General features: G+C 66.2%; 17 protein-coding genes. 8 read left to right on the top strand and 9 right to left on the bottom strand.

The window, feature by feature from the left end:
- Window positions 1–98: 98 nt before the first annotated feature.
- From DWV11_RS01820 to DWV11_RS01790, 7 genes are all read right to left on the bottom strand, one after another.
- Window positions 99–1,304: a metal-dependent hydrolase family protein gene (locus DWV11_RS01820; RefSeq protein ID WP_115787197.1), complete on the bottom strand. Its 1,206-nt coding sequence runs from the start codon at window positions 1,302–1,304 to the stop codon at window positions 99–101.
- 259 nt (window positions 1,305–1,563) lie between these two features.
- Window positions 1,564–3,861 carry a beta-L-arabinofuranosidase domain-containing protein gene (locus tag DWV11_RS01815; protein WP_168404517.1) on the bottom strand — a complete coding sequence of 766 codons (2,298 nt, stop codon included), beginning with the start codon at window positions 3,859–3,861 and terminating at the stop codon, window positions 1,564–1,566.
- A 101-nt stretch (window positions 3,862–3,962) separates the two neighbouring features.
- Complete coding sequence (locus DWV11_RS01810) at window positions 3,963–5,570, bottom strand: alpha-N-arabinofuranosidase (protein ID WP_115787195.1); 1,608 nt, start codon at window positions 5,568–5,570, stop codon at window positions 3,963–3,965.
- 84 nt (window positions 5,571–5,654) lie between these two features.
- Window positions 5,655–7,994 (bottom strand): beta-glucosidase, encoded by a 2,340-nt coding sequence (locus DWV11_RS01805; protein WP_115787194.1) that lies wholly within the window; start codon window positions 7,992–7,994, stop codon window positions 5,655–5,657.
- The gene (locus DWV11_RS01800; protein ID WP_115787193.1) at window positions 7,994–8,899 is read right to left on the bottom strand and encodes a carbohydrate ABC transporter permease; all 906 of its coding nucleotides are present in this window, start codon (window positions 8,897–8,899) and stop codon (window positions 7,994–7,996) included. The genes DWV11_RS01805 and DWV11_RS01800 overlap by 1 nt, the downstream gene beginning before the upstream one ends.
- Window positions 8,899–9,858, bottom strand: a complete 960-nt coding sequence (locus DWV11_RS01795; protein WP_115787192.1) for a carbohydrate ABC transporter permease — start codon at window positions 9,856–9,858, stop codon at window positions 8,899–8,901. The genes DWV11_RS01800 and DWV11_RS01795 overlap by 1 nt, the downstream gene beginning before the upstream one ends.
- 67 nt (window positions 9,859–9,925) lie before the next feature.
- Window positions 9,926–11,200: an ABC transporter substrate-binding protein gene (locus DWV11_RS01790; RefSeq protein WP_168404515.1), complete on the bottom strand. Its 1,275-nt coding sequence runs from the start codon at window positions 11,198–11,200 to the stop codon at window positions 9,926–9,928.
- 298 nt (window positions 11,201–11,498) lie between these two features.
- Between DWV11_RS01790 and DWV11_RS01785 the strand changes: the two genes are divergently transcribed.
- The 3 genes from DWV11_RS01785 (at window position 11,499) to DWV11_RS01780 (ending at window position 17,302) form a co-directional block, all read left to right on the top strand.
- Window positions 11,499–12,500, top strand: a complete 1,002-nt coding sequence (locus DWV11_RS01785; RefSeq protein WP_115787190.1) for a LacI family DNA-binding transcriptional regulator — start codon at window positions 11,499–11,501, stop codon at window positions 12,498–12,500.
- A gap of 93 nt (window positions 12,501–12,593) precedes the next feature.
- Entirely contained in the window at window positions 12,594–14,999 is a 2,406-nt protein-coding gene (locus DWV11_RS20005; protein ID WP_168404513.1) for a glycosyl hydrolase family 95 catalytic domain-containing protein, read from the top strand.
- A gap of 176 nt (window positions 15,000–15,175) precedes the next feature.
- Window positions 15,176–17,302, top strand: coding sequence for an alpha-galactosidase (locus DWV11_RS01780; protein WP_425452035.1), 2,127 nt, complete (start codon window positions 15,176–15,178; stop codon window positions 17,300–17,302).
- Here the strand turns inward: DWV11_RS01780 and DWV11_RS01775 are convergent.
- The gene (locus DWV11_RS01775) at window positions 17,295–18,560 is read right to left on the bottom strand and encodes an FAD-dependent oxidoreductase (protein ID WP_115787188.1); all 1,266 of its coding nucleotides are present in this window, start codon (window positions 18,558–18,560) and stop codon (window positions 17,295–17,297) included. The genes DWV11_RS01780 and DWV11_RS01775 overlap by 8 nt on opposite strands.
- A 107-nt stretch (window positions 18,561–18,667) precedes the next feature.
- On the opposite strand from DWV11_RS01775, the gene DWV11_RS01770 reads away from it, so the two are divergent.
- On the top strand, window positions 18,668–19,189 hold the full coding sequence (locus DWV11_RS01770; RefSeq protein WP_115787187.1) for a MarR family transcriptional regulator: 522 nt from the start codon (window positions 18,668–18,670) through the stop codon (window positions 19,187–19,189).
- A 43-nt stretch (window positions 19,190–19,232) separates the two neighbouring features.
- Here DWV11_RS01770 and DWV11_RS01765 read toward each other — a convergent pair whose 3' ends face one another.
- Entirely contained in the window at window positions 19,233–19,898 is a 666-nt protein-coding gene (locus DWV11_RS01765; RefSeq protein ID WP_115787186.1) for an ArsR/SmtB family transcription factor, read from the bottom strand.
- A 103-nt stretch (window positions 19,899–20,001) separates the two neighbouring features.
- Between DWV11_RS01765 and DWV11_RS01760 the strand changes: the two genes are divergently transcribed.
- The 4 genes from DWV11_RS01760 (at window position 20,002) to DWV11_RS01745 (ending at window position 22,981) form a co-directional block, all read left to right on the top strand.
- Window positions 20,002–20,490: a hypothetical protein gene (locus tag DWV11_RS01760; protein WP_115787185.1), complete on the top strand. Its 489-nt coding sequence runs from the start codon at window positions 20,002–20,004 to the stop codon at window positions 20,488–20,490.
- 46 nt (window positions 20,491–20,536) lie between these two features.
- A complete protein-coding gene (locus DWV11_RS01755) occupies window positions 20,537–21,811 on the top strand; it encodes an MFS transporter (RefSeq protein ID WP_115787184.1) in 1,275 nt (424 codons plus the stop codon).
- A gap of 126 nt (window positions 21,812–21,937) precedes the next feature.
- On the top strand, window positions 21,938–22,408 hold the full coding sequence (locus DWV11_RS01750) for a pyridoxamine 5'-phosphate oxidase family protein (protein WP_115787183.1): 471 nt from the start codon (window positions 21,938–21,940) through the stop codon (window positions 22,406–22,408).
- 111 nt (window positions 22,409–22,519) lie between these two features.
- Window positions 22,520–22,981: a pyridoxamine 5'-phosphate oxidase family protein gene (locus tag DWV11_RS01745; protein ID WP_115787182.1), complete on the top strand. Its 462-nt coding sequence runs from the start codon at window positions 22,520–22,522 to the stop codon at window positions 22,979–22,981.
- Window positions 22,982–23,053: the final 72 nt, after the last annotated feature.

Below are 23,053 nucleotides of genomic sequence, written 5' to 3'. Positions count from 1 at the left end.
CTTCCGCGATTGGCCCGCAGTCAACCTTGGGCCGGCCGAGATCGCCGTTGAGCCTAAAGCCATGGGCGCCTGGGTCCTTCAACATCTCAAACCCCTCTTCATCGGACTACCCGGCCGGCTTGGATGACCGTCCGCGGCCTCGCCTCGTCCCAAAGCACAGCTGGATCCTCGAAGGGATTCCCGTCGAGGATCAAAGCATCTCCAGCGGCACCTGCCGAGATCCGGCCGATCGCGCCGTCCTGCAGGAGCGCGGCGTTGACCGACGTCATCGACTTCAAGGTTTCAAGCACACCGGCCACCTCGGTCTGCAAACGGACACCGGCGAGTTGTTCGTCTTCCAGATCGCCCATGAGGTCGGTCCCGAAACCCACCGTGACACCCGCGCGCAGGGCCAACTCGATGGCGGACTTTCCTGCGTCCAGGACTTCAGCGTTCTTGGCCTGGGAAACCGGGTTCAGTCCAAGGCCCGCGCCCCGGCGGTTCATCGCATCGTAGGTAGCGAGAGTGGGGACCAGGTAGCTTCCGCGCTCTGCCATGAGGAACGCGGTTTCTCGGTCCAGGAGGTTGCCATGTTCGATGGACCGGACTCCGTTTTCGACCGAGTGGACGATCGCTTCCGGGGAGTAGGCGTGCGCGGCAACATAGCTGCCGCGGCGGTTGGCCTCCTCCACAACCGCACGGATCTCCTCACCGGAATACTGCGGGACCCGGATGGGATCGGTGAGCGACACGACCCCGCCCGACGTCATGATCTTGATGGCATGGCTGCCGGTCCGGAATCTGTCACGGACAGCCCTCCTCAGTTCATCCACGCCGTCCACGACAGCGCACATGTGACCGTGGCTGAAGCAGAGATCGAGGTCCGCGGACCGTGGATCACCGTGTCCCCCGGTCTGGCTGAGGGCGGGCCCGGTGAAGTAGTAGCGGGGCGACCGGAAGAGGCCGCTCTTGACGGCACGCGACAAACCCGCATCGCCGCCGGCCACGTCCCGGACCGTCGTGAAACCCCTCCTCAAGGCGGACTCCAGGCGTTTGGCGCCCACAAGGGCGGCGTAACTCAGCGGGCCCTTTTCGACCTCAAACCCCCCGAGGCCCACCGCGTACGCATGGAAATGCGCATCGATCAGGCCCGGAACCACCGTTTTGCCGGCGACGTCGAGTACCTCGCCTTGCGGAGCCACGTTTCCTACCTCGGCAATGATCCCGTCCTTGAAAAGGATCGAGCCTTCCATGAGGTCGGGCGATGAGCCGTCGAAAATCACGGCATTCCGGACAGTGAGAGCGGTGCCGGGTTTTGAATGCATTGCGGTCTCCTTCCATGGTGAAGCTACGAAATGACGGCCGGCCTGTTCAGCCAATTGCGCATTAGTCTATGAGCAGCCACAGACCCGGCGAGGACCACCTCACACAAGCTCCCGGCCTCCCCACGCAAGCCGGATCTCCCGGTCCACGCCCATAACCGGACTTGCACCGGCAATCCCATTCACCGCCGTCGCCGCTGCAGGTCAACCCTCCTTGCCCTGCCTGCCCCGGGGCCGTGGGACAGCCCCGGACGGCTTGTTTTCAGCCGAGGGAATCCGCGGTACCGGTCAGCAGCAGCAGGCGGCTCAGCCGGGGCATGGGGCGGCCTTCCCGCGGGGCGAGGAGCAGGCGGACCTCCTGCTCTCCACCGGTGGTGAACGGCATCTCCCACACGCCGTCCGCCCCGGCGGTGACCTCCACAGCCGTCGGGTGGTCCCCGCCGGAGAAAAGGAAAGTGACCTCGTCCTCCCCCGGAACCCATTCGACGCGCAGGCTCGTGCCGGCGGTCGTCCAGTCGCGCAGCGTGAGCGAGAGCGGCCCCCGGGGACGGAGCCAGCGGGTCCCGTCCACTGTCAGGCCGCGTTCCGCGTGGGGAACACTGACCCCGTGGTCGAGTTCGGGCTGCTGCTCCCCGAAGGTGATCCCGTCCACCACCCGGGCTTCAAGGGCCGTGGACGCCCTGTCATGCCCGGCCAGCGCGTACCGTACCTCACTGACCTGGCGGACGTCCTGCGCCAAGGGCCAGGAAAGCCGGTACCGGGAATCGTGGATCCTGTGCAGGGGTTTCAGGCGGACCCTCTGCCCGTCCGTGGCGAGGACAGAGAGCCCTTCCCCCTCCTGGGGCACCGCGTCCAAGCCGCCGGCCAGCAGCACCGGGGTTTCGGAAAGGGGCCGGAGCGGTCCCGAGGCGATGTGGGCTGTTCTGGCCCCGCCCGCCCGGTAGTCCAGGCCGTCGTCGGATAACTCCTCGGCCAGGACGGCGGGCCCGTACTGGATCCATGCCCAGGCCGAACCGTCCGGTGCTGGCACCAGCCGGGGCTCGCGCTCCATGCTGAGCCGGATCTCTTCCATGCCTTCCCAGCGACGGCACAGGGTCCACCAGCCCGCCCCATCGTCGTCGATCCTTCGGCCGTCGCCCAACACGGCGGCAGCCCCCCGCGCCCACTGCGGGACACGGATGGCGAGCGTGAACACGCGCGGTTGCGGCGCCGTCACCCGGACGCGGGCGGTGCTCCCAGCGGGCCAGTCGGAGTCGATGGAGATCTGCACGCCCTGTTCCTCCCAGCTGAGCTCACTGGCCAGGAGCCAGGTGATACGGAGTTTTTCCCCCTCGGCGACGTACACGTGGGCCCCGTGCTTTGCATGCGCCTCATAGCCCGAGCCCATGCAGCACCAGAAGCCGTCCTGCTCGGGCGAATAGACCCGGTAGTGGCCGGGACGGTGCGACGTAAAGTAGACCAGCCCGCCATGGTCCGGGTGCTGGGTGGAGAGCACATGGCTGCACTGGGTCACCTCGATGTAGTCCAGACAGTGGTCCTCCCCCTCCAACAGATAGAGCTCGGCTGCAAGCTTGACCATGTTGTAGCTGTTGCAGCTTTCCGGACCCTCACGGCCGAGAAACATCGGGGTGAAGTCGTCCCTACGGTGGAAGTGCTCCCGTACGCTGTTGCCTCCGATCGCGCTGCTGCGCCTACCCGCGACGTCGTCGAAGAAGGCCTTGGCCGCCTCGCCGATGCGCGCGGTCGCCCGGTCTTCCACGCCCAGTTCGCGGGCCACCCTGGCGATGGTTGCGTAGCCCACCACCACGGGGATCTGCGTATTGGCGTGCAGTCCGGCCAGGGAATCCTGGACCCGTTCGCCGGGCAGGGCCAATACCCGGGTGATGAGCTCCTCCCGGACGAATCTCTTGGCCAGGTACAGGTAGCGGGTATCCCGGCGGAGCAGTGCCAGTCGGGCAAACGACTCGGTGAGGCCACCGAATTCAGTGACCAGCACCCTTTCCAGCGTTTCCTGATCCAGGCGCGCCATGGTTTCCAGCCACCAGTTCCCCAGCTCGTCCACGAGCCGGTCCGACTCCGCCGAGGGGACATGCCAGGCGACGTCGACAAGGCCGGCCAGCGTCTTGTGCAGGTTGTACAGGGGAACCCAGCGGCCGTTGAGCTCAAAGGGCGACGCCGTGACCTCACCCCGGGCGAGCTCGTCCCAGAGCGCCGGCCCGCGGTGAACACCGCCCAGGTAACCCGTTCCGCCAGCCAGCTGCGCTTCCCGCAGCCCGGAGAGCATGCGTCCAAGCATCTCCCCCAGGCGGCGGTCGCCGTCGCCCGCCACGGCCAGGGCGAGGGCAGAAAGGACGTGACCCGCGGTGTGGCCGTCGAGCCCGGACGACTCCCAGCCGCCGTAGCCCGCCGCGGTGGCCGGAAGGCCGGCCTCGCGGTGGAACGGAGCCAGAAGGCGGTCCGGGTCCAGGCGCAGCAGCGCCTCGCGGTTCACCCGCTGGGCATCAACGAAGCGGCCTTCGCGGAGCTGGATCTGCCTCAGCGGCAGGTAATCACGCTTCATGCTTGTCTCTCGTTTCATGACGATTCCCATGACGATCCAGGGCAAACAAGTACCCCCATCGGACCTGGCACGATGGGGGTACCTGCGGCGGTATCCAGCGCTCAGCAGTTGAGGCAGGGCTTGCTGCCGGTGGCCGAAGCGGCGGGCGCCGCGGCAGTGGCGGCTGCGGCTGGGGCCACAGGGCCCTGACCGGCCAGGGTGCCACGGACGGTCGCGAACGAGTGGGCCGGCAAGCGGAGTACCACGTGGCCGTCCCGTTCCTTCACGGCCAGCGGACGGGGCGCGACGGCGTAGGGATGCGCCGGGGCGTTGAACGCTGCGACGCTTTCGCCGCCGAGCACCATGGCCTCTACGTGGTCCAGACGGCCGCCGCGCAGATCCAGGACCAGCTCGCTCTCGTCTTCCAGTTCGAGATTGGCCACAGAGATGAGCACCTTGCCTTCCTTGGTGCTGGCAGACGCCGTTATGGTCGGAAGCCGCGCACCGTCCAGCTCATACGAGGCGTCCGAGTCCAGGTACGTGTGCACTACCGCGGCGTCCTGGTGACCGGCGTTCATGGCGAAGACATGGAACGTGGGGGTCTTGATCAGGGCGCCGCTCTCCGGATCGGTGAGCAGCATGGCCTGCAGGACATTCACGGTTTGGGCGATGTTCGCCATGGCCAGACGGTCCGCGTGGCGATGGAAGGAGTCGAAGTGGATGGCCGCCACCAGGGCGTCACGCACGGTGTTCTGCTGGTAAAGGAAGCCGGGGTTGGTGCCGGGCTCGACATCCCACCACGTGCCCCACTCGTCCAGGACCAACCCCACCGCCTTGTGCGGGTCGTAGACGTCCATCATGGTGGCGTGGGCGCTCAGCAGGGCCTCAATATGCTGGGCCGCCTTGACGGTCTTCCAGTACTCCTCCTCGCTGAATTCCGTGGCAGAGCCCTTCGCGTCCCACTGGCCGGACATGGTGTAGTAATGCACGGAGACGCCCTGGTACGGGAAGCTCTTGCGGTCCGGACCGCCCTTGTCCTGGAGTGCTTCCATGAGGGCCTTGGTCCAGCCGACGTCATCTGCGTTGGCACCGGCTGCGATGCGGTAGACCTCGTTGCCGTTGTGGGAACGGACGAAGGTGCTGTACTGCCGGGCCACATCTGCATAGGCCTCCGCGCGGAAATGGCCGCCGCATCCCCAGGGCTCATTGCCGATGCCGAAGAAGGGAACCTTCCAGGGCTCGTCCCGGCCGTTCTGCCGCCGGAGTGCAGCCATGGGTGAATCATCGGCGCGGGTGAGGTATTCGATCCACTCGCTCATCTCCTGGACCGTGCCCGAACCCACGTTGCCGTTGACGTAGGCGTCCGCGCCGAGCAACTCGCAAAGGTCCATGAACTCATGGGTACCGAAGGAGTTGTCCTCCACAACGTCGCCCCAGTGGGAATTGACCATCCGTGGACGCTGTTCCCGCGGGCCTACACCGTCGCGCCAGTGGTATTCATCGGCGAAGCAGCCGCCCGGCCAGCGCAGATTCGGGATGTGCAGCTCGCGCAGGGCTTCCACAACGTCGTTGCGGATTCCCCGGGTGTTGGGGATCCCGCTGTCCTCCCCCACCCAAAAACCGCCGTAGATGCAACGGCCGAGGTGTTCAGCGAAGTGGCCGTAGACGTGGCGGCTGATGGTGGGGCCCGCGATGTCCAGATTGACGACGAGCCGGGGCGAAGATGCCATGGTCAAGATCCTCCAAAGTCTGTGAGTAGGTTCAGCTGGTGGTTTCCCGGACGATGAGCCGGAACGGGTTGAGTCATGAGTGTCTTAGCTGGTCGGGGAACTGATCGACCATGGAGTGCGCAGCGCGCGCTCTGTGAGCAGTCGCCGCTCGCCGACGATGGCCACCTCAGCCGTCACCGCGGCCTCGGCTGCCGACGGGCCGGCGATGAGCCGCAGGGGCCCTGGATCGACTCCGAGCGCCCCGTATTCGCCGGTGATCGCGAGCCGGGCCGAGTCAATCCGGAAGGAGACCGTCCGCGATTCACCGGACCCGATCGGGATCCGGGCGTAGCCGATGAGTTGCACGGCGGGACGGACCACCGGCGCCGAGGGGAAGGCTGCGTAGAGCTGGACGACCTCCACGGTGTCATCGCCGTCGTTGCGTATCGTCACGGCCGCGTCGAGCGAGCCTTCGGTGCTGAGCGTCTCGGCGGCGGTGATTGTTTCGTAGGTGATGGCGCCCCGGGTGAGCCCGAAGCCGAACGGGTACAGCGGCGTGTTGTCCAGGGCAGTGATACCTGGGTTCGGGAGCCCGAGCGCCGGCTGCAGGTACGTCGTCGAGGCGTAGGGGTAGCGCGGGATCTGCACGGGCAGGCGGCCTGTTGCCTGGACGCGGCCGGAGAGCACTCCGGCAACCGCGGCGGCGCCGTCAGCTCCGGGGAAGAAAGCCTGGACAACGGCGCGCGCCTTCCCGTAGGTACCAAGCGCATACGGTCGACCGGACAACACGACCAAGACAGTCGGCACCCCGGTCTCGAGCACCGCGGTGACGAGTGCGTCCTGCCCGCCGGGCAAGCGAAGGTCCGCGGCGTCGCAGCCTTCGCCTGAGGTGCCGTCGCCGAACAGCCCGGCAATGTCTCCCACCACCACGACCGCCACATCGCTGTCGCGCGCGAGCGCAACGGCGGCGGAGACGGCGTCAGGGTCAGCGGAAGTGATTTCACCGCCGGCTTCGAATCGCACCCGGTCCGCCCCGAACTCTTCGCGGATGGCGGCCAGCACTGTCGGAATCCTGATGCCGAGGTCATGCCCGGGGTGTTTCGAAAGCACATGATTGGGGAACGCGTAGCATCCGACGAGGCTGCGGAACTGGTCAGCTGCCGGGCCGATGACCGCGATGCTCCCGGACCTGAGAAGTGCCAGCGCATCCTCGTCGCGCAGCAGCACCACCGACTCCTCGGCGATCCGCGAGGAGATCTTCCGATTGCGGCTGCTGTCGAGATCGACGCTTTCGGCACCGGGCGGGACGGGCGGCGCGTCGTCGAACAGTCCCACCTCGAACTTGTGCCGGAGGTGGCGTTGCACCGAGCGGTCGAGGTCGCGCTCGTCGACGATGCCCTCCCGGATGAGGCGCGGCAACTCGCCATACGCCGCTGTCTGCGGAAGTTCGACGTCGACTCCCGCGCGCAGGGCCAGCCGGCCGGCGTCGGCCGTGTCGACAGCGACGTGATGCATCGCAGAGAGGAACGGCACGGCCCAGTAGTCGGCGACCACGGTGCCCTCGAAGCCCCAACGATCGCGCAGCAACGTCGTCAGCAGGTGCCGGTTTGAGCTGCTCGGCACGCCGTCGATGTCTGTATAGGAGGTCATGACACTGCGGGCACCGCCCTGCCGCAGTGCGGCCTCAAATGGAGGCAGCACGGTGTCGGCGAACTCGCGCGCACCCATGCTGACGGGGCCATGGTTGCGGGCACCGCGGGATGCCGCGTACCCGGCAAAGTGCTTCAGCGTCGAAATGATCCCCGTGCTCTCGAGTCCCGCGACGTACGCGGCGCCGAGCTGCGAAACGACGTAGGGGTCTTCGCCGAGGGTCTCCTCGACGCGGCCCCAGCGGTAGTCCTTCACCACATCGACCACGGGGGCGAGTCCCTGGTGGATGCCGAGCGCGCGCATGTCGGAGCCGATCGCTTCCGCCATCTCACGAACCAGTTCCTCGTCGAACGTCGCCGCCCAGGCGAGTGGCGTCGGGAAGGCTGTCGCGCCGTAGGCCGCAAGCCCGGTCAGGCACTCTTCGTGCGCGATGGCTGGAATGCCGAGGCGGCTGGAGGCGACGACGCGCTCCTGCAGTTCGCGCAGGCGGCGCACTCCTTCGGCGACGGTGACCGGTTCCGTGCCGAAGACGCGGGTGAGCTGGCCTAGCCCACCTTCCAAGGCATCGGCGGCGGTCCCGGGACCATCCTCCAGTTTTGGCGCGAAGTCGTCTGCCGCGTCGGTGACCCAGACGGATCCAAGCTGGGCGGCTTTCTCTTCAAGGGTCAGCTCGGCGGTGAGCAAGCGGGCGCGTTCTGCGGCAGGGAGCGATCGATCCCGCCAGCCCTGCTGGTTGCCGGTATCCGTCCGGCCGGTCGCGGGCCGTGCGGTTGTGCTGGAAGTGTCGTGCAGCATCAGCCCTTGAACGCCCCGTCCATGATGCCCGACACCATGCGCCGGCCGACGAAAAAGAACACGATCAGCAGGGGCAGCGTAGCCAGGAACGAGCCGCCCATGGCCAGCGCCACATCAATCGTACGGTTGGCCTGGAGTTGCTTGAGTGCGATCTGCACGGTGAACAACTCCGGCGATTTCAGGACAATGAACGGCCACATGAAGTCGTTCCACACCCCTGTGAAGGTAATCAGTCCGAGCACGAACGCGGCCGGACGGACCACCGGGAAGGCGATCGCCCAGAACATCTGCCACGAATTGGCACCGTCAATGCGGGCGGACTGGATGAGTTCATCGCTGACGGTGGTCGCCATGTGTTGGCGCATCCAGAAGATACCGAACGCACTGGCCAGCCCGGGCACGATGATTGCTTGCAGGGTGTCAACCCAGTCAAGCCCGGACACGATCAGGTACTGCGGGATCACGCTGAGCTGCGCAGGGACGGTCATTGTCAACAGGACGATGAGGAACAACAGATTCCGGCCGGGGAACTGAAGCTTGGCGAACGCGAAGCCCGCCATTGCGCACATGATGGCTGAAACGACGGCAATCGTGAGCGAGACGAATACGCTGTTCATCAGCGAGGCGAAAAACGGGACGGTGTCGAACACCTTCGCGGCGACGTCGAAGAACTGCGTGCCCGGGTACATCCGCGGGGGAATCGAGGTCACGGCCGTGGCTCCCGCGGACGCGATGACGAACATGTAGTACAACGGGAACACCGACACGACGACGGCCAGGGCGAGGAACACGTACACGCGCCGACTGACTCTGCCTCCTTTGCTGCGGCGCTTGGGGGGCCGGGCCGGCTTGACTCCGCGGTCGGCCAGGCTCTGCGGGATGACTTCATCGATGACATCGGACATCAGCGGGCCTTTCTCGTACGTGTGGACAGGAAGAAGTTGAGCAACGACACGAGAACGACGATCACGAACAGGACGACGCCGATCGCGGAACCGTAACCGAACTTGAACAACCCGAAGCCTTGCTCGTAGAGAAAGAGGGACAGGGTCTGGCATTGTCGGCCCGCGCCGCAAGTGAGGCCCGACTCGGGCGCCACGAGAAGCGGCTCCGTGAAGATTTGCAGCCCGCCGATAGTCGACATGATGACGCTGAAGACGATGATGGGGCGCAGCGACGGGATCGTCAGGTGCCGGAACTGCTGCCAGCTCGAGGCGCCGTCCACGGAGGCCGCCTCGAACATCTCCCGGGGCATCGACTGCAGGCCCGCCAGGTAAAGCAGCGTGTTGTAGCCGAACCAGCGCCACATGACCATCGCCGAGATGAGGATCCAGGAGCCGAAGTTGCTCGCAAGGAAGTTCACCGACGGGAGCCCGAACAGCCCCAGGACCCAATTGATGAAGCCGAAGTTCTTGTCGAAGATCTGAGCGAAGACGATCGCGGTCGCCGCGACGGAGGTGATGTACGGAACCAGCAGCGCCATGCGGAAGAAGTTCGCCCAGCGCAGGCGTGCATGGTTGAGCAGGTGGGCGAGAAAGAGCGCGAGAAGCAGCTGCGGGATCGTCGAGATCAGGAAGATCCCGAACGTGTTCAGGAGCGCATTCCAGAACCGTCCGTCGGCAAAGAGCTGCTCAAAGTTCCTGAGGCCTACGAACGTCTGCTTTCCAATGGGATTCCAGTCGAAGAGCGAGACGTAGAAGGTGAAGATCAGGGGGAATAGTCCGAAGACGAGGAAGATGATGAAGAAGGGCGCAACGTACGCATAGGGAGCGATCCGCTCGGAGAGCGGGTTGCGGATCCGCGTGGCTTTCTGAACCGGATCCTTGCGCTGTTTGCGGGAGAGAGTGGCTGTCGCCGTTGACACTGTGGTACCTCCGTCGAAGGGGTGGCCCGGCGCTGTCCAGGCCGGGCCACCCGGGTGGGTGGAACGGTCAGCCGCCGATGGCCTGCTTAGCCGAGTGGAGGGCGGTGGCCCACGCCTTATCGGAGGTGACGCCGCCGGCTTCCAGCTGGACGAGGGTGTTGAGGAGCGCACCGTTGATCGGCGTCGTGTCGGGGCCGTTGTAGAACGACGGGAACTTCTGGACGGAGGTGGCCATGACCTTGCCGATCTTCGAGTCTCCAAAGAACGGGTCGGTGTAGTCGAGGACTGACTGGCTTGCGACGGCGGAGGTTGCCGCCGGGAAGGTACCCGACTGCGTGAAGTGGTCCGTTTGGCCTTCGGCCGACATCATCGTCTTGATGTACTGCCAGGCAGCCTCGGGGTGCTCGGCGCGGGCCGGGATGGCAATAACGCTGCCACCCCAGTTGCCGCCGACGCCGGGCACGCTGGCGATGCGCCACTTGCCGGCGGTGTTGGGGGCGTCGGTCTTGATGCCCTTGAGCATCCATGAGGGAGCGACGGTGACGGCGAAGGCACCGTTCGCGCGCCCTGGAGCCCAGCCCGAGGACCACGCCGCGATACCCGCACTGATGCCGGCGTCATGGGTTTTGACGGCGACGTCGAACGCGTCTTTCACCTGGGGGTTCGTGTCGTAGACGAGCTTGCCGTCGGGCGAATAGTACTTCTCGCTGACCTGGTTGACGGTGGAGAAGAAGACGCTGGTCTCGATATTGTCGACGAACGGCTTACCGGTGGCGGCGGTGTACTTCCGGCCCATTGCGATGAAGGAGGGCCAGTCCTTCCACATGGCAGCAACCTCGTCGGGCTTTGTCGGCAGACCGGCCTTCTCGAAGAGATCGGCACGGTACGCGAAACCCAGTCCGCCAACGTCGGTCGGGATGCCGATGATGGAGCCGTCCGTCGCGGTCGCAGCACCAGCGGCCCAGCCGAGGTAGTCGTGGGCGATGTTGTCGCCGCCGAGGGTGCGCAGGTCAATGAAATTGGAGCTGTTCTCGACGAACTTGGGCAGGTCGTCATTCTGGATCATGACAAGGTCGGGGACCTTGCCCCCGGCCAGCGCGGCGGTGAGGGCGGTGGCCGTCTCGGTAGTGCTGCCCACCTCGGTCAGCTTGACCTTCGCGCCGGGCACCTTCTTGGCGTACTCATTGACGCTGTCCTTCGCGTTGATCCCGGTGAAGGACCAGAAGGAGACCTCGGCATTCGGATCAGCCGATGTGGCGCCGCCGCCGGACGACGAGCATCCGGTCAGAGCGACGGCAAGTGCTGCTGCAGTGGCGATTATCGCCGTCGAGCTTCTTTTCACAACAATTCCTCTTCGTCGGGGACTTGCAGGGATCTCAGAGCCATCTGACTCCGGGCTAGAGAACGATCTCTGATCGACAACCGTAGCTTGTCAGCAGGCGCCAGGCAAGAGCAATTCATGCCAATAGTTATCGCGCCGGAGTATCGATCTCTATACTGTTAGACAATAAAGTTTCGCCAAGGGGACGGATGTCGCTGACGGATTCCCGTGCTCGTGGGAGCCTGGAGATCGAAGTCTGGGGCCCTGGCCTCCCGCCAAGATCGAGGCCGCCTGTCCACAACTTTCAGAAGGATGCACGATGCCAAGACCCACCCTGGTGGACGTTGCCAGAATTGCGGGAGTATCCCGCGCCACGGCTGCGCGGGTACTCGCGGGCGAGACGAAGGTCGATGCCAGGATGGCAGCGGCCGTCGAGCGCGCGGCCAAGGAGCTGGGCTATGAGGCCAACAGCGCCGCTCGCATGCTGCGGGGCGGACGCTCGGGGGCGATCGCACTCATCGTCGCCTTCAACGAGCTCGACAGCCTGACAGGTACGTTCTTCACGTCGGTGCTCAAAGGCGCCGCGAAGGGTCTTTACACCGGCGAGGTCCAACCCGTCCTGTTACCGGCCGATCACGAAGATGGCGACCGCATCCCCCGGTTTCTGCGCTCAGGGGCGATTGATGGTGCGATCGTCATCCTTCAGCACGAAATCACGCATCTCGCGCAGGCACTCGCCGACTCCCCCGTGCCGATCGCGTGGGTCGGGCGCCCCCGTGTCGCCCTCGCCCCCGACGCGATTGTCATCGACTCTGACAACTATGGCGGTGGCAGGCTCGCCGCACGGGCGCTGGTCGACGCCGGACGCCGACGGCTGGGGATCATCGCCGGCCCAAGCGACATGGAGCCAGCCCGCGACCGCATCAGGGGCTGGCGTGACGAGCTCGCGCAGCTCGGCATCGAGGACAGCCCGATCGTGCATGGCGAGTTCACCCTTGTGAGCGGTTCGGCGGCGATGGCGCGCCTCCTCAAACGATATCCGGACCTCGACGGCGTCTTCGCTTCCTCCGACCTGATGGCGAGCGGAGCGATTCGGGTCCTCCAGGCCGCCGGTCGCCGCGTCCCGTCCGACGTCGCCGTGATCGGCTTCGACGACGTCTCCATCGCGACCACCATGGATCCAACACTCACGACGGTTCGACAGCCACTGGAGGATATGGGGCGCGTCGCAGCAGAAACCATCCTCGCGGTCCTGCAAGGCCGCGACGTCGACCGGCAGCCCATTCTTGCCACCTCCCTCGTCCAGCGGGAGTCGGCATAACCAAGGACACGGCTTGCGCAGGCGGAGCCCGGCCGGGTTGCGACTTTCCGGGACAGACTGCGTAGCGAGCCTCCCAGCACAGCAAGGATGACGATGACCGAGCTTTCCCCCGCTGCTCCTGCGTCCCCCGCCGTCCCACCGAAGGAGGGGCCCGTCTTTGTGACGGCCACCGATGCCCCGACCTGGGAAGAGGGGCTCATCGTTGGCAGCGGCCGGGTCGGCGCCGTCGCCTATGGTCCGGCTGACGCGATCACCATCTCCCTCGCGCACGAGCGCTATTTCCTCCCCGTGAACCCCAGGCCCCAGGCGCCCGATCTCGCTCCTGTGAGGGGGTGGCTGCGGGACGCGCTCCTCTCCGGCGAAGCCGACGCCGCAAGTGCCGCGCTCGGCGAGGGAGCCCGCGCAAGCGGGTACGGCGACGGCCTGATCTGGACCGACCCGCTCGGCCTCTGCGCGACGCTCACCGTCCGTACCGCCGGCGGCGTCGCCGAGTCGCAGCGGACCATCGATCCGCTTCTTGGCGAGGTCGCAGTTGAGTGGACCGATCTCGAGTTCAGGCGGCACGCACTCCGGCTCATCGCCCCGCACGGTGGCGAGTCCGTCATGCTTGCGCTCGAAGCGGAATCCGCGAGTACCAGCATCGTCGAGCTCGGTCTGGGCGCCGGCGCCGCTACATCCTTTGACACCGGGGTTCCCGACGCCTCCACCGTGGTCAACGCGATTGTCGGCGGCGGGGCTCATGGCGTACTCGTGAGCGATGCAGGCGACGGGGCGACAGCCGTCCGGGCCACCGTCACGGCGGTGACCGGAAAGCCGTGGCAGGTCGAAGGAGACGTCACGCGCTCGAGCGTCCGGACGGGGCCGGGGGCGGCCCAGCTGATCCGGGTCGACATCAGGCTGCCGGGCAACGGGCGCAGGGTTGAAGCGACCAGTGACACGCCGCCGTCGTGGGACGCAGTCCGCAACGAACAGCAGAAGGCGCGTTGCCCCCTGACCGGCGCATCGATGCTGGATCTGCAGGGCGGCTCGTCCGCGTCACGGACAGAGGACCTTTGGGCAAGGGCCCGCGCAGGCGACGGGGGCGCGCGCCGCCGCGTGGTCGAAGCGGCGTATTTGAGCGGCCGGGCGAACATTATCGCCTCCACGGGCGAGCTGCCACCAACCCTGCAGGGTGTCTGGCAGGGCACCTGGCGGCCCGCCTGGTCGGCCGACTACACCCTGAACGGCAACGTTCAGAACGGTGCGATGGCCGGCATGACTCCGACGGGCACCCCGGAGCTTGCCCTGTCGCTCCTGAGCCTCGTGCGGGACCACCTCGACGACTATCGCGATAACGCACGCCTCATCTACGGCGCCGAAGGCATGCTCCTCCCCTCGCGGATGTCGACGCACGGCCGCGCCAACCATTTCGCCGGGCAGTACCCCCATCTGTTCTGGACGGGGTGCGGAGGCTGGGTTCTGCGGATCGTAGCCGATACGGTCGCCACGACCGGCGACCGATCGATCGTCGATGACAGAGTGTGGGAGCTGGCCGAAGGAGTCCTCCGTTTTGCCGAGACTGCGTTGCTTGAGGTCGACGGTGTCCGCAGAATTGTCCCGTCCTATTCGCCCGAGAACACACCGGGGGGCGCCCGGGTCCCCCTCGCGACGGACGCGACGATCGATGTCGCCATCGTGCGTGATGCCGCGCGGGCGACCACACTGCTCGGCCGGGCCCGCGGCGACGACTCCCTGGATGGACGATGGTCACGTGTCCTGCGCGGGCTGCCGCCCTATCGCGTCGCAGCCGACGGTACTCTCGCCGAGTGGCTCGACCCTCAGTGGAACGAGAACATCGCCCACCGGCACGCCTCCCAGCTTTACCCGCTCTGGTACGAGATCGATCCGGCCTTCGAGGGCGACGGCGAGGAGGCAACGCAGCTGCGTGCAGCCGCCTTGGCGACAGTGCGGAACAAAATCGCATGGCGTGCCGAGGCGCCCACCGCGCCGCCCGGACGGATGGAGATGGCATTCGGGCTCGTCCAAGTCGGGATGGCCGCTGCGGCGCTCGGCGATGCGGCGGCGGCCGAGGCATGCGTCAACTGGCTCGCGATTGAGCATTGGAGCCCGGCCCTGACAACAACGCACGATGCGGGCAGGATTTTCAATCTGGACGCCAGCGGAGGTCTTCCAGGTCTCGTTGCCTCGATGTTGCTCGGGTCCAGCACCGACTCGCTGTCGGTGCTGCCGGCCCTGCCCACCGCGTGGCCGCGTGGCAGCGTGACGGGACTGCGCGCACGCGGGGGCCTCGCCGTCGACCGGCTTGACTGGGAACCGCAAGGTGCCTCCTTCACGGTGCGTCGACTTCCTGGAGCCGGATGGCTGGCGCCGCCGGAGGGGACCCGGGTGCGGCTCCCCCGCGCCGCGGCGATCCGCGTTGGCGGCGAGCCGATGACGGATTGCCGCCTGAGCATCGGCGAGCGGCCTGTCCGCGTCGAGCTGGAGTGGCTGCGCGACTAGGGTATTCACTACCCTGCGTCACAGCAGGATTGGCGCGGCCGGACCATTGTCAGAAATCGATCTCTCCCTTTACTCGCGCTGGGATTGACGGTATGAATGTCTCTATGCCACTCCCCCGGGTGATTCACCTCACTACTGATAATGTGTCCGTTCTCCTGACTCAGGCGGCAGGTGGGATGCCCGTGCTTACGCACTGGGGACCCCGGATCCACGCAAGCGACCATGACCTCGTCGAATACGCCGGAACCAGCGTCCGCACGGGGATTGGCGGGGTATCCGATGTCCCATACGAGCCCGGCATCCTGCCCGAGCACTCGCAGGGGTGGGGCGGTCTTCCGGGCATCAGGGCCCACCGTGCGGGCGCCGCATGGTCACCCCGGCTGGTCGCGGCCACGGTCACCCTGGACGGCGAAACACTCGCCGAGGGCGGCGTGGTGCAGCGGCAGGGTGGTCTTGTAAGCATCGCCGCCACTGACAAATGGGCCGGAATCGGAGTCACTCTAGAGATCGATCTCACAGCTACTGGCCTGCTGCGGACGCGGGTAAGCGTACGTAACGAAAGCGATGCGCACGGGCACCTCGAAATAGTGGGGGTGAACCCGGCACTGCGCCTGCCGGGCGATGCGCGCGAAATACTGGATTTCTCGGGCCGCTGGGCCACCGAGAAGATCCCGCAGCGGCACCCCGTCGTCTTCGGGACCCATACCCGCGGGTCCCGCCGCGGCCGCACCGGCCTGGACGCAACAACGGTCGTCGCCATCGGAACACCGGGCTTCGACGCTCTAGCGGGCCGAGTATGGCTCTGCCATGTCGGCATCGGCGGTAACCACGAGCACGCCGTCGAGCGGAGTGACGGGCATTTGGCCTTCCGCGGCGGCGAACTTCTCCTCCCGGGTGAGGTGCGCCTTGCAAGCGGTGAGAGCTACGTGTCTCCTTGGGTCTACGGCAGCTTCGGCGTTGGCCTGGACGCCGCCGCCGCCCGCTACCACGGCTTCTTGCGGGAGCGCTCACGTTCGTCGCGTCGCCCACGACCCGTCACGCTCAATGTGTGGGAGGCCGTGTACTTCGACCATGACTTCGACACTCTGGCAGAGCTCGCGACGCGCGCCGCCGGCCTCGGAGTTGAGCGCTTCGTGCTCGACGACGGCTGGTTCCTGGGCCGAAGGGACGACACCGCCGGGTTGGGCGATTGGAGCCCGGACCCGGTGGCGTGGCCGGACGGCCTCGGCCCGCTCGCCGAGCACGTCCGTGGCCTCGGGATGGAATTCGGCCTGTGGGTCGAGCCCGAGATGATCAATGAGGACTCCGACCTCGCCCGCGCGCACCCCGACTGGATCCTCAAGGCGCGGGGGGAACTGCCGCCACGTTTCCGCTACCAGCAGGTGCTCGATCTGACCAATCCGGAGGCCTTTGCGCATATTCTCGGGGTCCTCGACGGCCTGGTCACGGACCACGGCGTGGCCTACCTCAAGTGGGACCATAACCGCGACCTGATCGACGCGGGCCACCCGGCGACGGGAGCGCCGGCGGTGCACGCCCAAACCCTCGCCCTGTACGGGCTGATCGATGAGCTGCGCCAACGACACCCCGCGCTCGAGATCGAAAGTTGCGCGTCGGGAGGCGGACGCGTCGACCTCGGGATCCTCGAGCGCACCGACCGCGTGCATACCTCCGATAATCATGATCCCCTCGACCGCGCCCGCATGCTCCGCTGGACCGGGCTCCTCGTCCCGCCCGAGATGCTCGGCTCCCACGTTGCCTCAGCCGTCTCCTCCGTCACCGGGCGCACGAGCGATCTGCACACCCGCTGTGCGATCGCGTTCCTCGGCCATTTCGGCATCGAGTGGGACATCCGGGAACTGGAAGACGCGGAGGCAGCCGTCCTTTCGCGCTGGATCTCTGCGTATCAGGAGCACCGGGAACTCATCAGCACCGGCCGTGTCGTTGCCGACGGCGACTTTGACCCTGATGCGCCGGCCCTCCGCGGTGTCGTGGCCGCCGACGGCTCGGAGGCGATCTACACCATCATGACGCCGCCGCTGTCCGCGGATTCACGGCACCGGGTCCGTCTGCCAGGACTCTTGGCAGAGGCGCGGTACCGCGTCGAGGCCGCTAGACCCGACTCGCTCGGCCCTTGGTGGCTGAGCCCACACTGGCTGAACAAGACCACCGGTCTCGACTCCGAAGCCGAGGTGCCCTCCTACTCGGGGAGCCTGCTCCGGGAGGCGGGCCTCGACCTGCTCACTTCGCTCCCTGAGCGGGCGCTCGTCCTGCGGCTGGTCCGCGTCGACGCTTCTACCTAGCAGCCTTTGCGGAAGGAACGGGCCGGCGGGGAGCGGCGGACCCACTGGGGACCACCGGCGCATCCCAGTCGATGTGGTGGCGATAGACCCAGTCGAAGTTGTCAGGCGCCTTCCGGGCGAGTGAGCGGAAGACGGCCTTCAGCACAAGGTCTTCGAAGACCCGCCTGAATTGGCCGCGGACCTTTGGGGCGGCATTCCGGCGGCCCCATTCGACCACTGATTCGGCCCGGTTCCGGCGTTCGTTCTCATAACGGGACAGGGCGCCGGGGATGTCCTCGGTAGAGACGCCCCGAAGCGATCGACCGAGCGCAACGGCGTCTTCAACGGCCATGGAAGCACCCTGCCCGGACGAGGGGGATGCAGCGTGGGCGGCGTCTCCCACCAGGACCAGGCCGCCTCGATGCCAGCGTGGAATGCCCGGAAAGTCGGAGGTACTGTACGGCCGGATCATGCCCTCTGTTGCCCCTATGATCCTTGCCATCGGGGTGCGGTCGCCCGCCACGAGCCGTATCAGCCAGGACTTGCGGGCGCTATGGTCAAGCATGGCTGGATCCTCCGATGACCGCTGAAGAGGGTTGGCGAACCACCAGATCCTGCCTTCCGGATCCTGCATGTAGCAATAGAAGCAGCGCTTTCCGAAGACCATCTTCATGCGGCCCGGTTCGACGTCGACGAGCCCTGCCGGGAGCAGTCCGGCGTCGACGATACCGCCAGTGTTGAGCAGGGGGATGTTGCGGGGAGCCGGGGACGAGGGATCGATCAGCGGCCGCACAGCCGAGTGGAGGCCGTCGGCGCCCACCACCAGGTCTCCGCGCGCGGAGGTGCCGTCCGCGAAAACGGCCGTGACGCCGTCGGCGGCTTCCTTCACGGTAGCGAGCCGCTTGCCGTGCTCGACGCGGATCCCGCGGCGGCCGGCCGCCTCGCGGAGCATGCCATGGAGCTGGGAACGCGTCATGGTCCGCGCGGTGGTGCCGTCAGGGAGGGATCCGCCATAGTCAAAGTCGATGAGGTGTTTTCCGGTACTGCCCAAGTACATGGACATCCGTGGGGTGCTGAAGCCCAGACCGGCGGCGGCACCCTTGAGCCCGAGGGTTTCCAAGGCATCGAAGCCATTGACGGCCACGGTCAGGAAGCCACCCACGCCGTCCGAGGGCTCATTGTAGGCCTCGAACACGGTGGCGTGGTGGCCGGCTTTCTGCAGCGAGATGGCGGTGGCGAGTCCGGCTATTCCGGATCCGATGACAAGACAGTTCAGCACGGTCGACTCCTTTGAAATTTATTTCGTTCGGATGAAAGAAATATATTGGTGCCGCCATGCCCCGTCAATCCTTTCGGTGGGACGAAACAACTTGCTAGTCTCTGGGGGTGGAGAAACAAAGCGCCAGCACGCAGCGCCAGGAATTGCTTGAGGCGGTCTACGCCTCCGGACGCGAGCTTTCGACGGCGGCCGTCATGTTCCACACAAAGCTCTCCGAACTGCGCGGACTGTCCGCAACGGAGGGTAAGGCAATCGACATCCTGCTGCGCTTCGGACCGATGACGGCGGGGGAATTCGGCGAACACTCCGGGCTGGCCCCGGCCTCGGTCACGGGATTGATGCAACGGCTCGAGCACAAAGGCATAGCACGCCGGGTCCGGCACGAAGGCGATAGGCGGAAGGTCCTGATCGAACTGGTCGGCGACCAGGTCAGCCCCGCAATGCCCCACTTTGCCGACTTCATGGGCGGACTGGCGAGCCTCCTGGAGCGGTACAGCGACGAAGAACTGCGCGTCATCGCGGACTATTCGTCCCAAGCCGCGCGGATCCAGCAGGACGCGGCAGGGCGGCTGGGCGCTGCGGGCCGGCCGGGCACTGCGAGCGGCCGCAAGACGAACGACGACGGCTGAAACGAAGCGGATTACACCTTCCTGCCCGGTCGGCCGGCGCCGATCACGTGGCAGATTCGACCGGGAGCCCGGCAGCCCTCCACTCCGGAAAGCCTTCCTCGAGCCGCATCGCGCGGCGCCCGTCGTCGCTAAGCTCACGTACGGCGTCGTCCGCGTACACGCAATACGAGCCCCGGCAATATGCCACGATGTCGCGGCCTTCGGGTATCTGCCGCAGGCGGGCCTTCAGATCATCCACGGGCACTGAAAGGGCACCGGGGATATGCGCCGCGTCATATTCGGTGCGCGGCCTGACGTCGAGCACAACGACGTCGCCCTGCTTCAGCCGCCCTTGCAACTCGTCACGGCTGATAGTGCTCAGGCTGGCACGGTCACCCAGGTATGAGCTGGCAAGAGCCCCCAGCGCGCCGGCATGCGCTTCGGCCGTTTCCCGCAACGCCCGCCATAGCCGCTCCACCGCAGGCCCGGCCAAGGAGTAGTAGATGCGGGTCCCTGAGCGCCTGGAGGTGATCACCCCTGCCCGCAGCAGGCGTTGCAGGTGCTGGGAGGTGTTGGCGACGCTCTGCCGGATCTCCCCGGCCAACTCCTCCACCGACCGCTCACCCTGGGCGAGAACGTCCACCAGTTCCGCCCTCCGGCCGTTCCCCAGCGCCCTCGCGGCCTCGACAAGGACGTCGAATAGCGCTTCTTTGGCCCGATGGTCCCCCATGCCGCACCTCCTTCGGGAATCTATTCAAGAAGTCTCTTGACAAGAGTATGACATCAGGAGTGTTATTCAAGAACCTACTTGAATAAGAAAGGGGGCGGTGGCAATGGCCACCATCCAAACTCCACGAAAAGAGCAGTCCCGCCTACGCGCAGGTGCCGCCCTCATGGCGGTCGCTGGACTCGGATTCGTCGGATACGCCGTGATTTTCTTCGTGCTCAATTTCACGGATGCCTTCCTCGAACTCGGGATAGGCCCGGACCAGGTGGACAAGGGCAAGGACGAGATCGAGGCCTTCAGCCCGCAGCTGTACCACTACATCAGCCACTTGCACATCGCAGTCAGCGGCTTCATCGCGGCAGCCGGACTGGCCGTCGCAGCACTCTCCTGGTACGGGGTGCGTCGCGGTGAACGGTGGGCCTTCGCAACGGCCGTCGCCGTTCCTGTCGTCGGCCTCGGCATTGCACTGCCCGCCCACTACCCCTGGGGCCTGGCGACGCTCGGCCACCTCGGCCTGATCTACCTCGCCGTCCTTGTTTTCCTCGTAGGAGTCGTATTGGTCTTCACTGCCATGCGAGCCCCGGCGAAGGCGTGACGTCCCACCGGATGCGATCGGCGCGGATTCCCCGGACCGGAGGAAGATGACGGAACCGAGACAGCTCAAGCACGTCCCGGAACCGGGTCCCGTGCTGGGACTCCGCCGGAATCTGGCCCAGTTCATCCTGCTCGTCGCCGTCAACGCTTTGGTTGGCGGCACCCTCGGCCAGGAGCGGACCGTCCTGCCCCTGCTGGCCAGCGACGTCTTCCATCTCGACCGGTACAGCAGTGCGCTGACGTACATCCTCGCCTTCGGCCTGTCCAAGGCAGCGACGAACTACTTCGCCGGCACCCTCTCCGACAGGTTCGGCCGCAAGCCGGTCCTCCTTCTGGGATGGCTGGTGGCGATCCCGGTTCCGCTCCTGCTCATCTTCGGGCAGGCATGGGCGTGGATCGTCATGGCAAACGTACTGCTGGGCATCAGCCAAGGACTGAACTGGTCCACGACCGTCGTAATGAAGATGGACCTCGTCGGCCCGTCCCGCAGGGGACTTGCCATGGGCCTGAACGAGGCGGCAGGCTACTTGGGCGTCGCCGTCGCCGCCCTGGCCACCGGCTATCTCGCCTCCGCCTACGGCCTCCGACCAGTGCCGTTCCTGCTCGGCGCGGTATGCATCGCCTTGGGCCTGGGCCTGTCCGTTGCAACCGTGCGCGAGACCCGCGAGCACTCCCTCGTCGAGGCCAGGGACCACGTCGATGCCCACCAGCAGGCAAGCGGCGGGCTTACTAACCGGCAGGTCTTCACCCTGACCAGCTTCCGCGACCGTTCCCTCTCGGCGGTCAGCCAGGCCGGCATGGTCAACAACCTCAACGACGGCCTCGCCTGGGGGCTCTTCCCGATCCTGTTTGCAGGTGCCGGACTGAGCCTCGGGCAAATCGGCATCCTCGCCGCCGCCTACCCCGCCGTGTGGGGCGCCGGGCAGCTTGCCACCGGGGCGGCCTCGGACCGGTGGGGGCGGAAGTGGCTTATCGTCGCCGGCATGCTCATCCAGGCTGTGGGATTGGCGATCGTCGCAGCCTCGCACAGCTTCGGGCCTTGGATGGCTGCCGTTCTGCTCCTGGGATTGGGGACCGCGATGGTCTACCCGACGTTCCTGGCCGCGATCGGCGACGTCGCACACCCCGCCTGGCGGGCCCGCTCCGTCGGCGTCTACCGGCTGTGGCGCGACGGCGGTTTCGCCGTCGGGGCGCTGCTTTCCGGCGTACTCGCGGACCAGTACGGGATCCCTGCGGCTGTCTCTGTGGTCGCCGCGATCACTGCCGCATCCGGTCTCCTCGTCGCCTTCCGTATGCGCGGCAACGACCATACGCCACGATAGAAGACCCGTGGGACAGGATGTGCTGCGCCAACGCTTTGCTTGCAAGGGAGACCGCTTTGCGTGGCTGGCGGGGGTTGGGACTTTGTGCCCTGTCCGCACGCCCCGATGCCATCCTAGGATCGCCTCATGGTTGACAAAAACGTAGTGCCGGAAGCGGAAGAACTCGATACCGAAGAATGCTGGAGGCTGCTTCGGGAGACCGGGGTCGGCCGGCTGGGGGTCATCGTCGATGGCCGGCCCGATGTGTTCCCGGTGAATTACAAGGTGGAAGACAACACGCTGCTTTTCCTCACCGGTGCGGGCACCAAGACGCGCGCAATCGACGACGGCGGCGCCGTCGCCTTGGAGGCCGACGCCGTCAGCTCCGAATTCGGGATGGCCTGGAGCGTCGTCGTCAAGGGAAATGCCATGCGCAGCGATTCAACGAGGGAAGCGCTTGAATCCCTGAGCAAAGCACTGTTTCCTTGGCAGGGAAGCGGGAAGGATCAGTTGTTCCGCGTCGTTCCGGATTCCGTGACCGGCCGCAGGTACTCGGTTACCCCGGGAATGCGCTGGAGGGTCGGTGTGGATGATGCAACCAGGGCGGGAATGGAATAGCCTGCCTCCGGTGCGGCTTTGGCGTGCATCGCATGCCTGGCCGCACTCCCCCGTGAACTTTGGAAAGACCCCTGAACTCTGGAAAGACCGTTGACGTTAGGATCCGGGCCCATGGGCGATGTACCGAATGATGGCAAGATCGATTTCGAGGAATGCTATGAGCTGCTGGCCGCATCCGTCGTCGGCAGGCTCGCTCTCATCGTGGACGGGCACCCCGAAATCTTCCCGGTCAATTTCGTCCTGGAGCGCAGGAGCATTGTGTTCCGCACCGCGGCCGGGACGAAGCTGTGGGAATCCAGGAAGGAAGAGCCCGCCGCCTTCGAGATCGATGGCTACGATCCAGTGGCCGAGGAAGCCTGGAGCGTCATCGTGCGAGGCAGTACCTCGCTGATCGATGACCCGGACGAAAAGTCCGCCGCAGATGCCCTCGGCCTGGAACCATGGCAACCCGGGACAAAATCGCACTATGTGCGGCTCGCACCGCGCGTGCTGACTGGACGCCGTTTCAAGGTCAACGCCCCGGATGTCTGGACCACCCGGCTCAACGACGCGCGCCGAAAGTCCTTCGAATAGTTCCAGTGCACCAGTCACAGACCGGCCCACTTGTCACAGGCCGGCCAGTTGTCACAGCCACTTGTCACAGGC

This window comes from Arthrobacter silvisoli (assembly GCF_003369445.1).
GTDB classification, from domain to species: Bacteria; Actinomycetota; Actinomycetes; order Actinomycetales; family Micrococcaceae; genus Arthrobacter; species Arthrobacter silvisoli.
This window is presented reverse-complemented; position numbering and strand designations above follow the sequence as displayed.

Excerpts from the sequence above, each read along its gene's own strand:
- DWV11_RS01820 (WP_115787197.1), bottom strand. The coding sequence starts at position 1,304 with ATGCATTCAAAACCCGGCACCGCTCTCACTGTCCGGAATGCCGTGATT.
- DWV11_RS01815 (WP_168404517.1), bottom strand. The coding sequence starts at position 3,861 with ATGAAGCGTGATTACCTGCCGCTGAGGCAGATCCAGCTCCGCGAAGGC.
- DWV11_RS01810 (WP_115787195.1), bottom strand. The coding sequence starts at position 5,570 with ATGGCATCTTCGCCCCGGCTCGTCGTCAATCTGGACATCGCGGGCCCC.
- DWV11_RS01805 (WP_115787194.1), bottom strand. The coding sequence starts at position 7,994 with ATGCTGCACGACACTTCCAGCACAACCGCACGGCCCGCGACCGGCCGG.
- DWV11_RS01800 (WP_115787193.1), bottom strand. The coding sequence starts at position 8,899 with ATGTCCGATGTCATCGATGAAGTCATCCCGCAGAGCCTGGCCGACCGC.
- DWV11_RS01785 (WP_115787190.1), top strand. The coding sequence starts at position 11,499 with ATGCCAAGACCCACCCTGGTGGACGTTGCCAGAATTGCGGGAGTATCC.
- DWV11_RS20005 (WP_168404513.1), top strand. The coding sequence starts at position 12,594 with ATGACCGAGCTTTCCCCCGCTGCTCCTGCGTCCCCCGCCGTCCCACCG.
- DWV11_RS01780 (WP_425452035.1), top strand. The coding sequence starts at position 15,176 with ATGCCCGTGCTTACGCACTGGGGACCCCGGATCCACGCAAGCGACCAT.
- DWV11_RS01765 (WP_115787186.1), bottom strand. The coding sequence starts at position 19,898 with ATGGGGGACCATCGGGCCAAAGAAGCGCTATTCGACGTCCTTGTCGAG.
- DWV11_RS01760 (WP_115787185.1), top strand. The coding sequence starts at position 20,002 with ATGGCCACCATCCAAACTCCACGAAAAGAGCAGTCCCGCCTACGCGCA.
- DWV11_RS01755 (WP_115787184.1), top strand. The coding sequence starts at position 20,537 with ATGACGGAACCGAGACAGCTCAAGCACGTCCCGGAACCGGGTCCCGTG.
- DWV11_RS01750 (WP_115787183.1), top strand. The coding sequence starts at position 21,938 with ATGGTTGACAAAAACGTAGTGCCGGAAGCGGAAGAACTCGATACCGAA.
- DWV11_RS01745 (WP_115787182.1), top strand. The coding sequence starts at position 22,520 with ATGGGCGATGTACCGAATGATGGCAAGATCGATTTCGAGGAATGCTAT.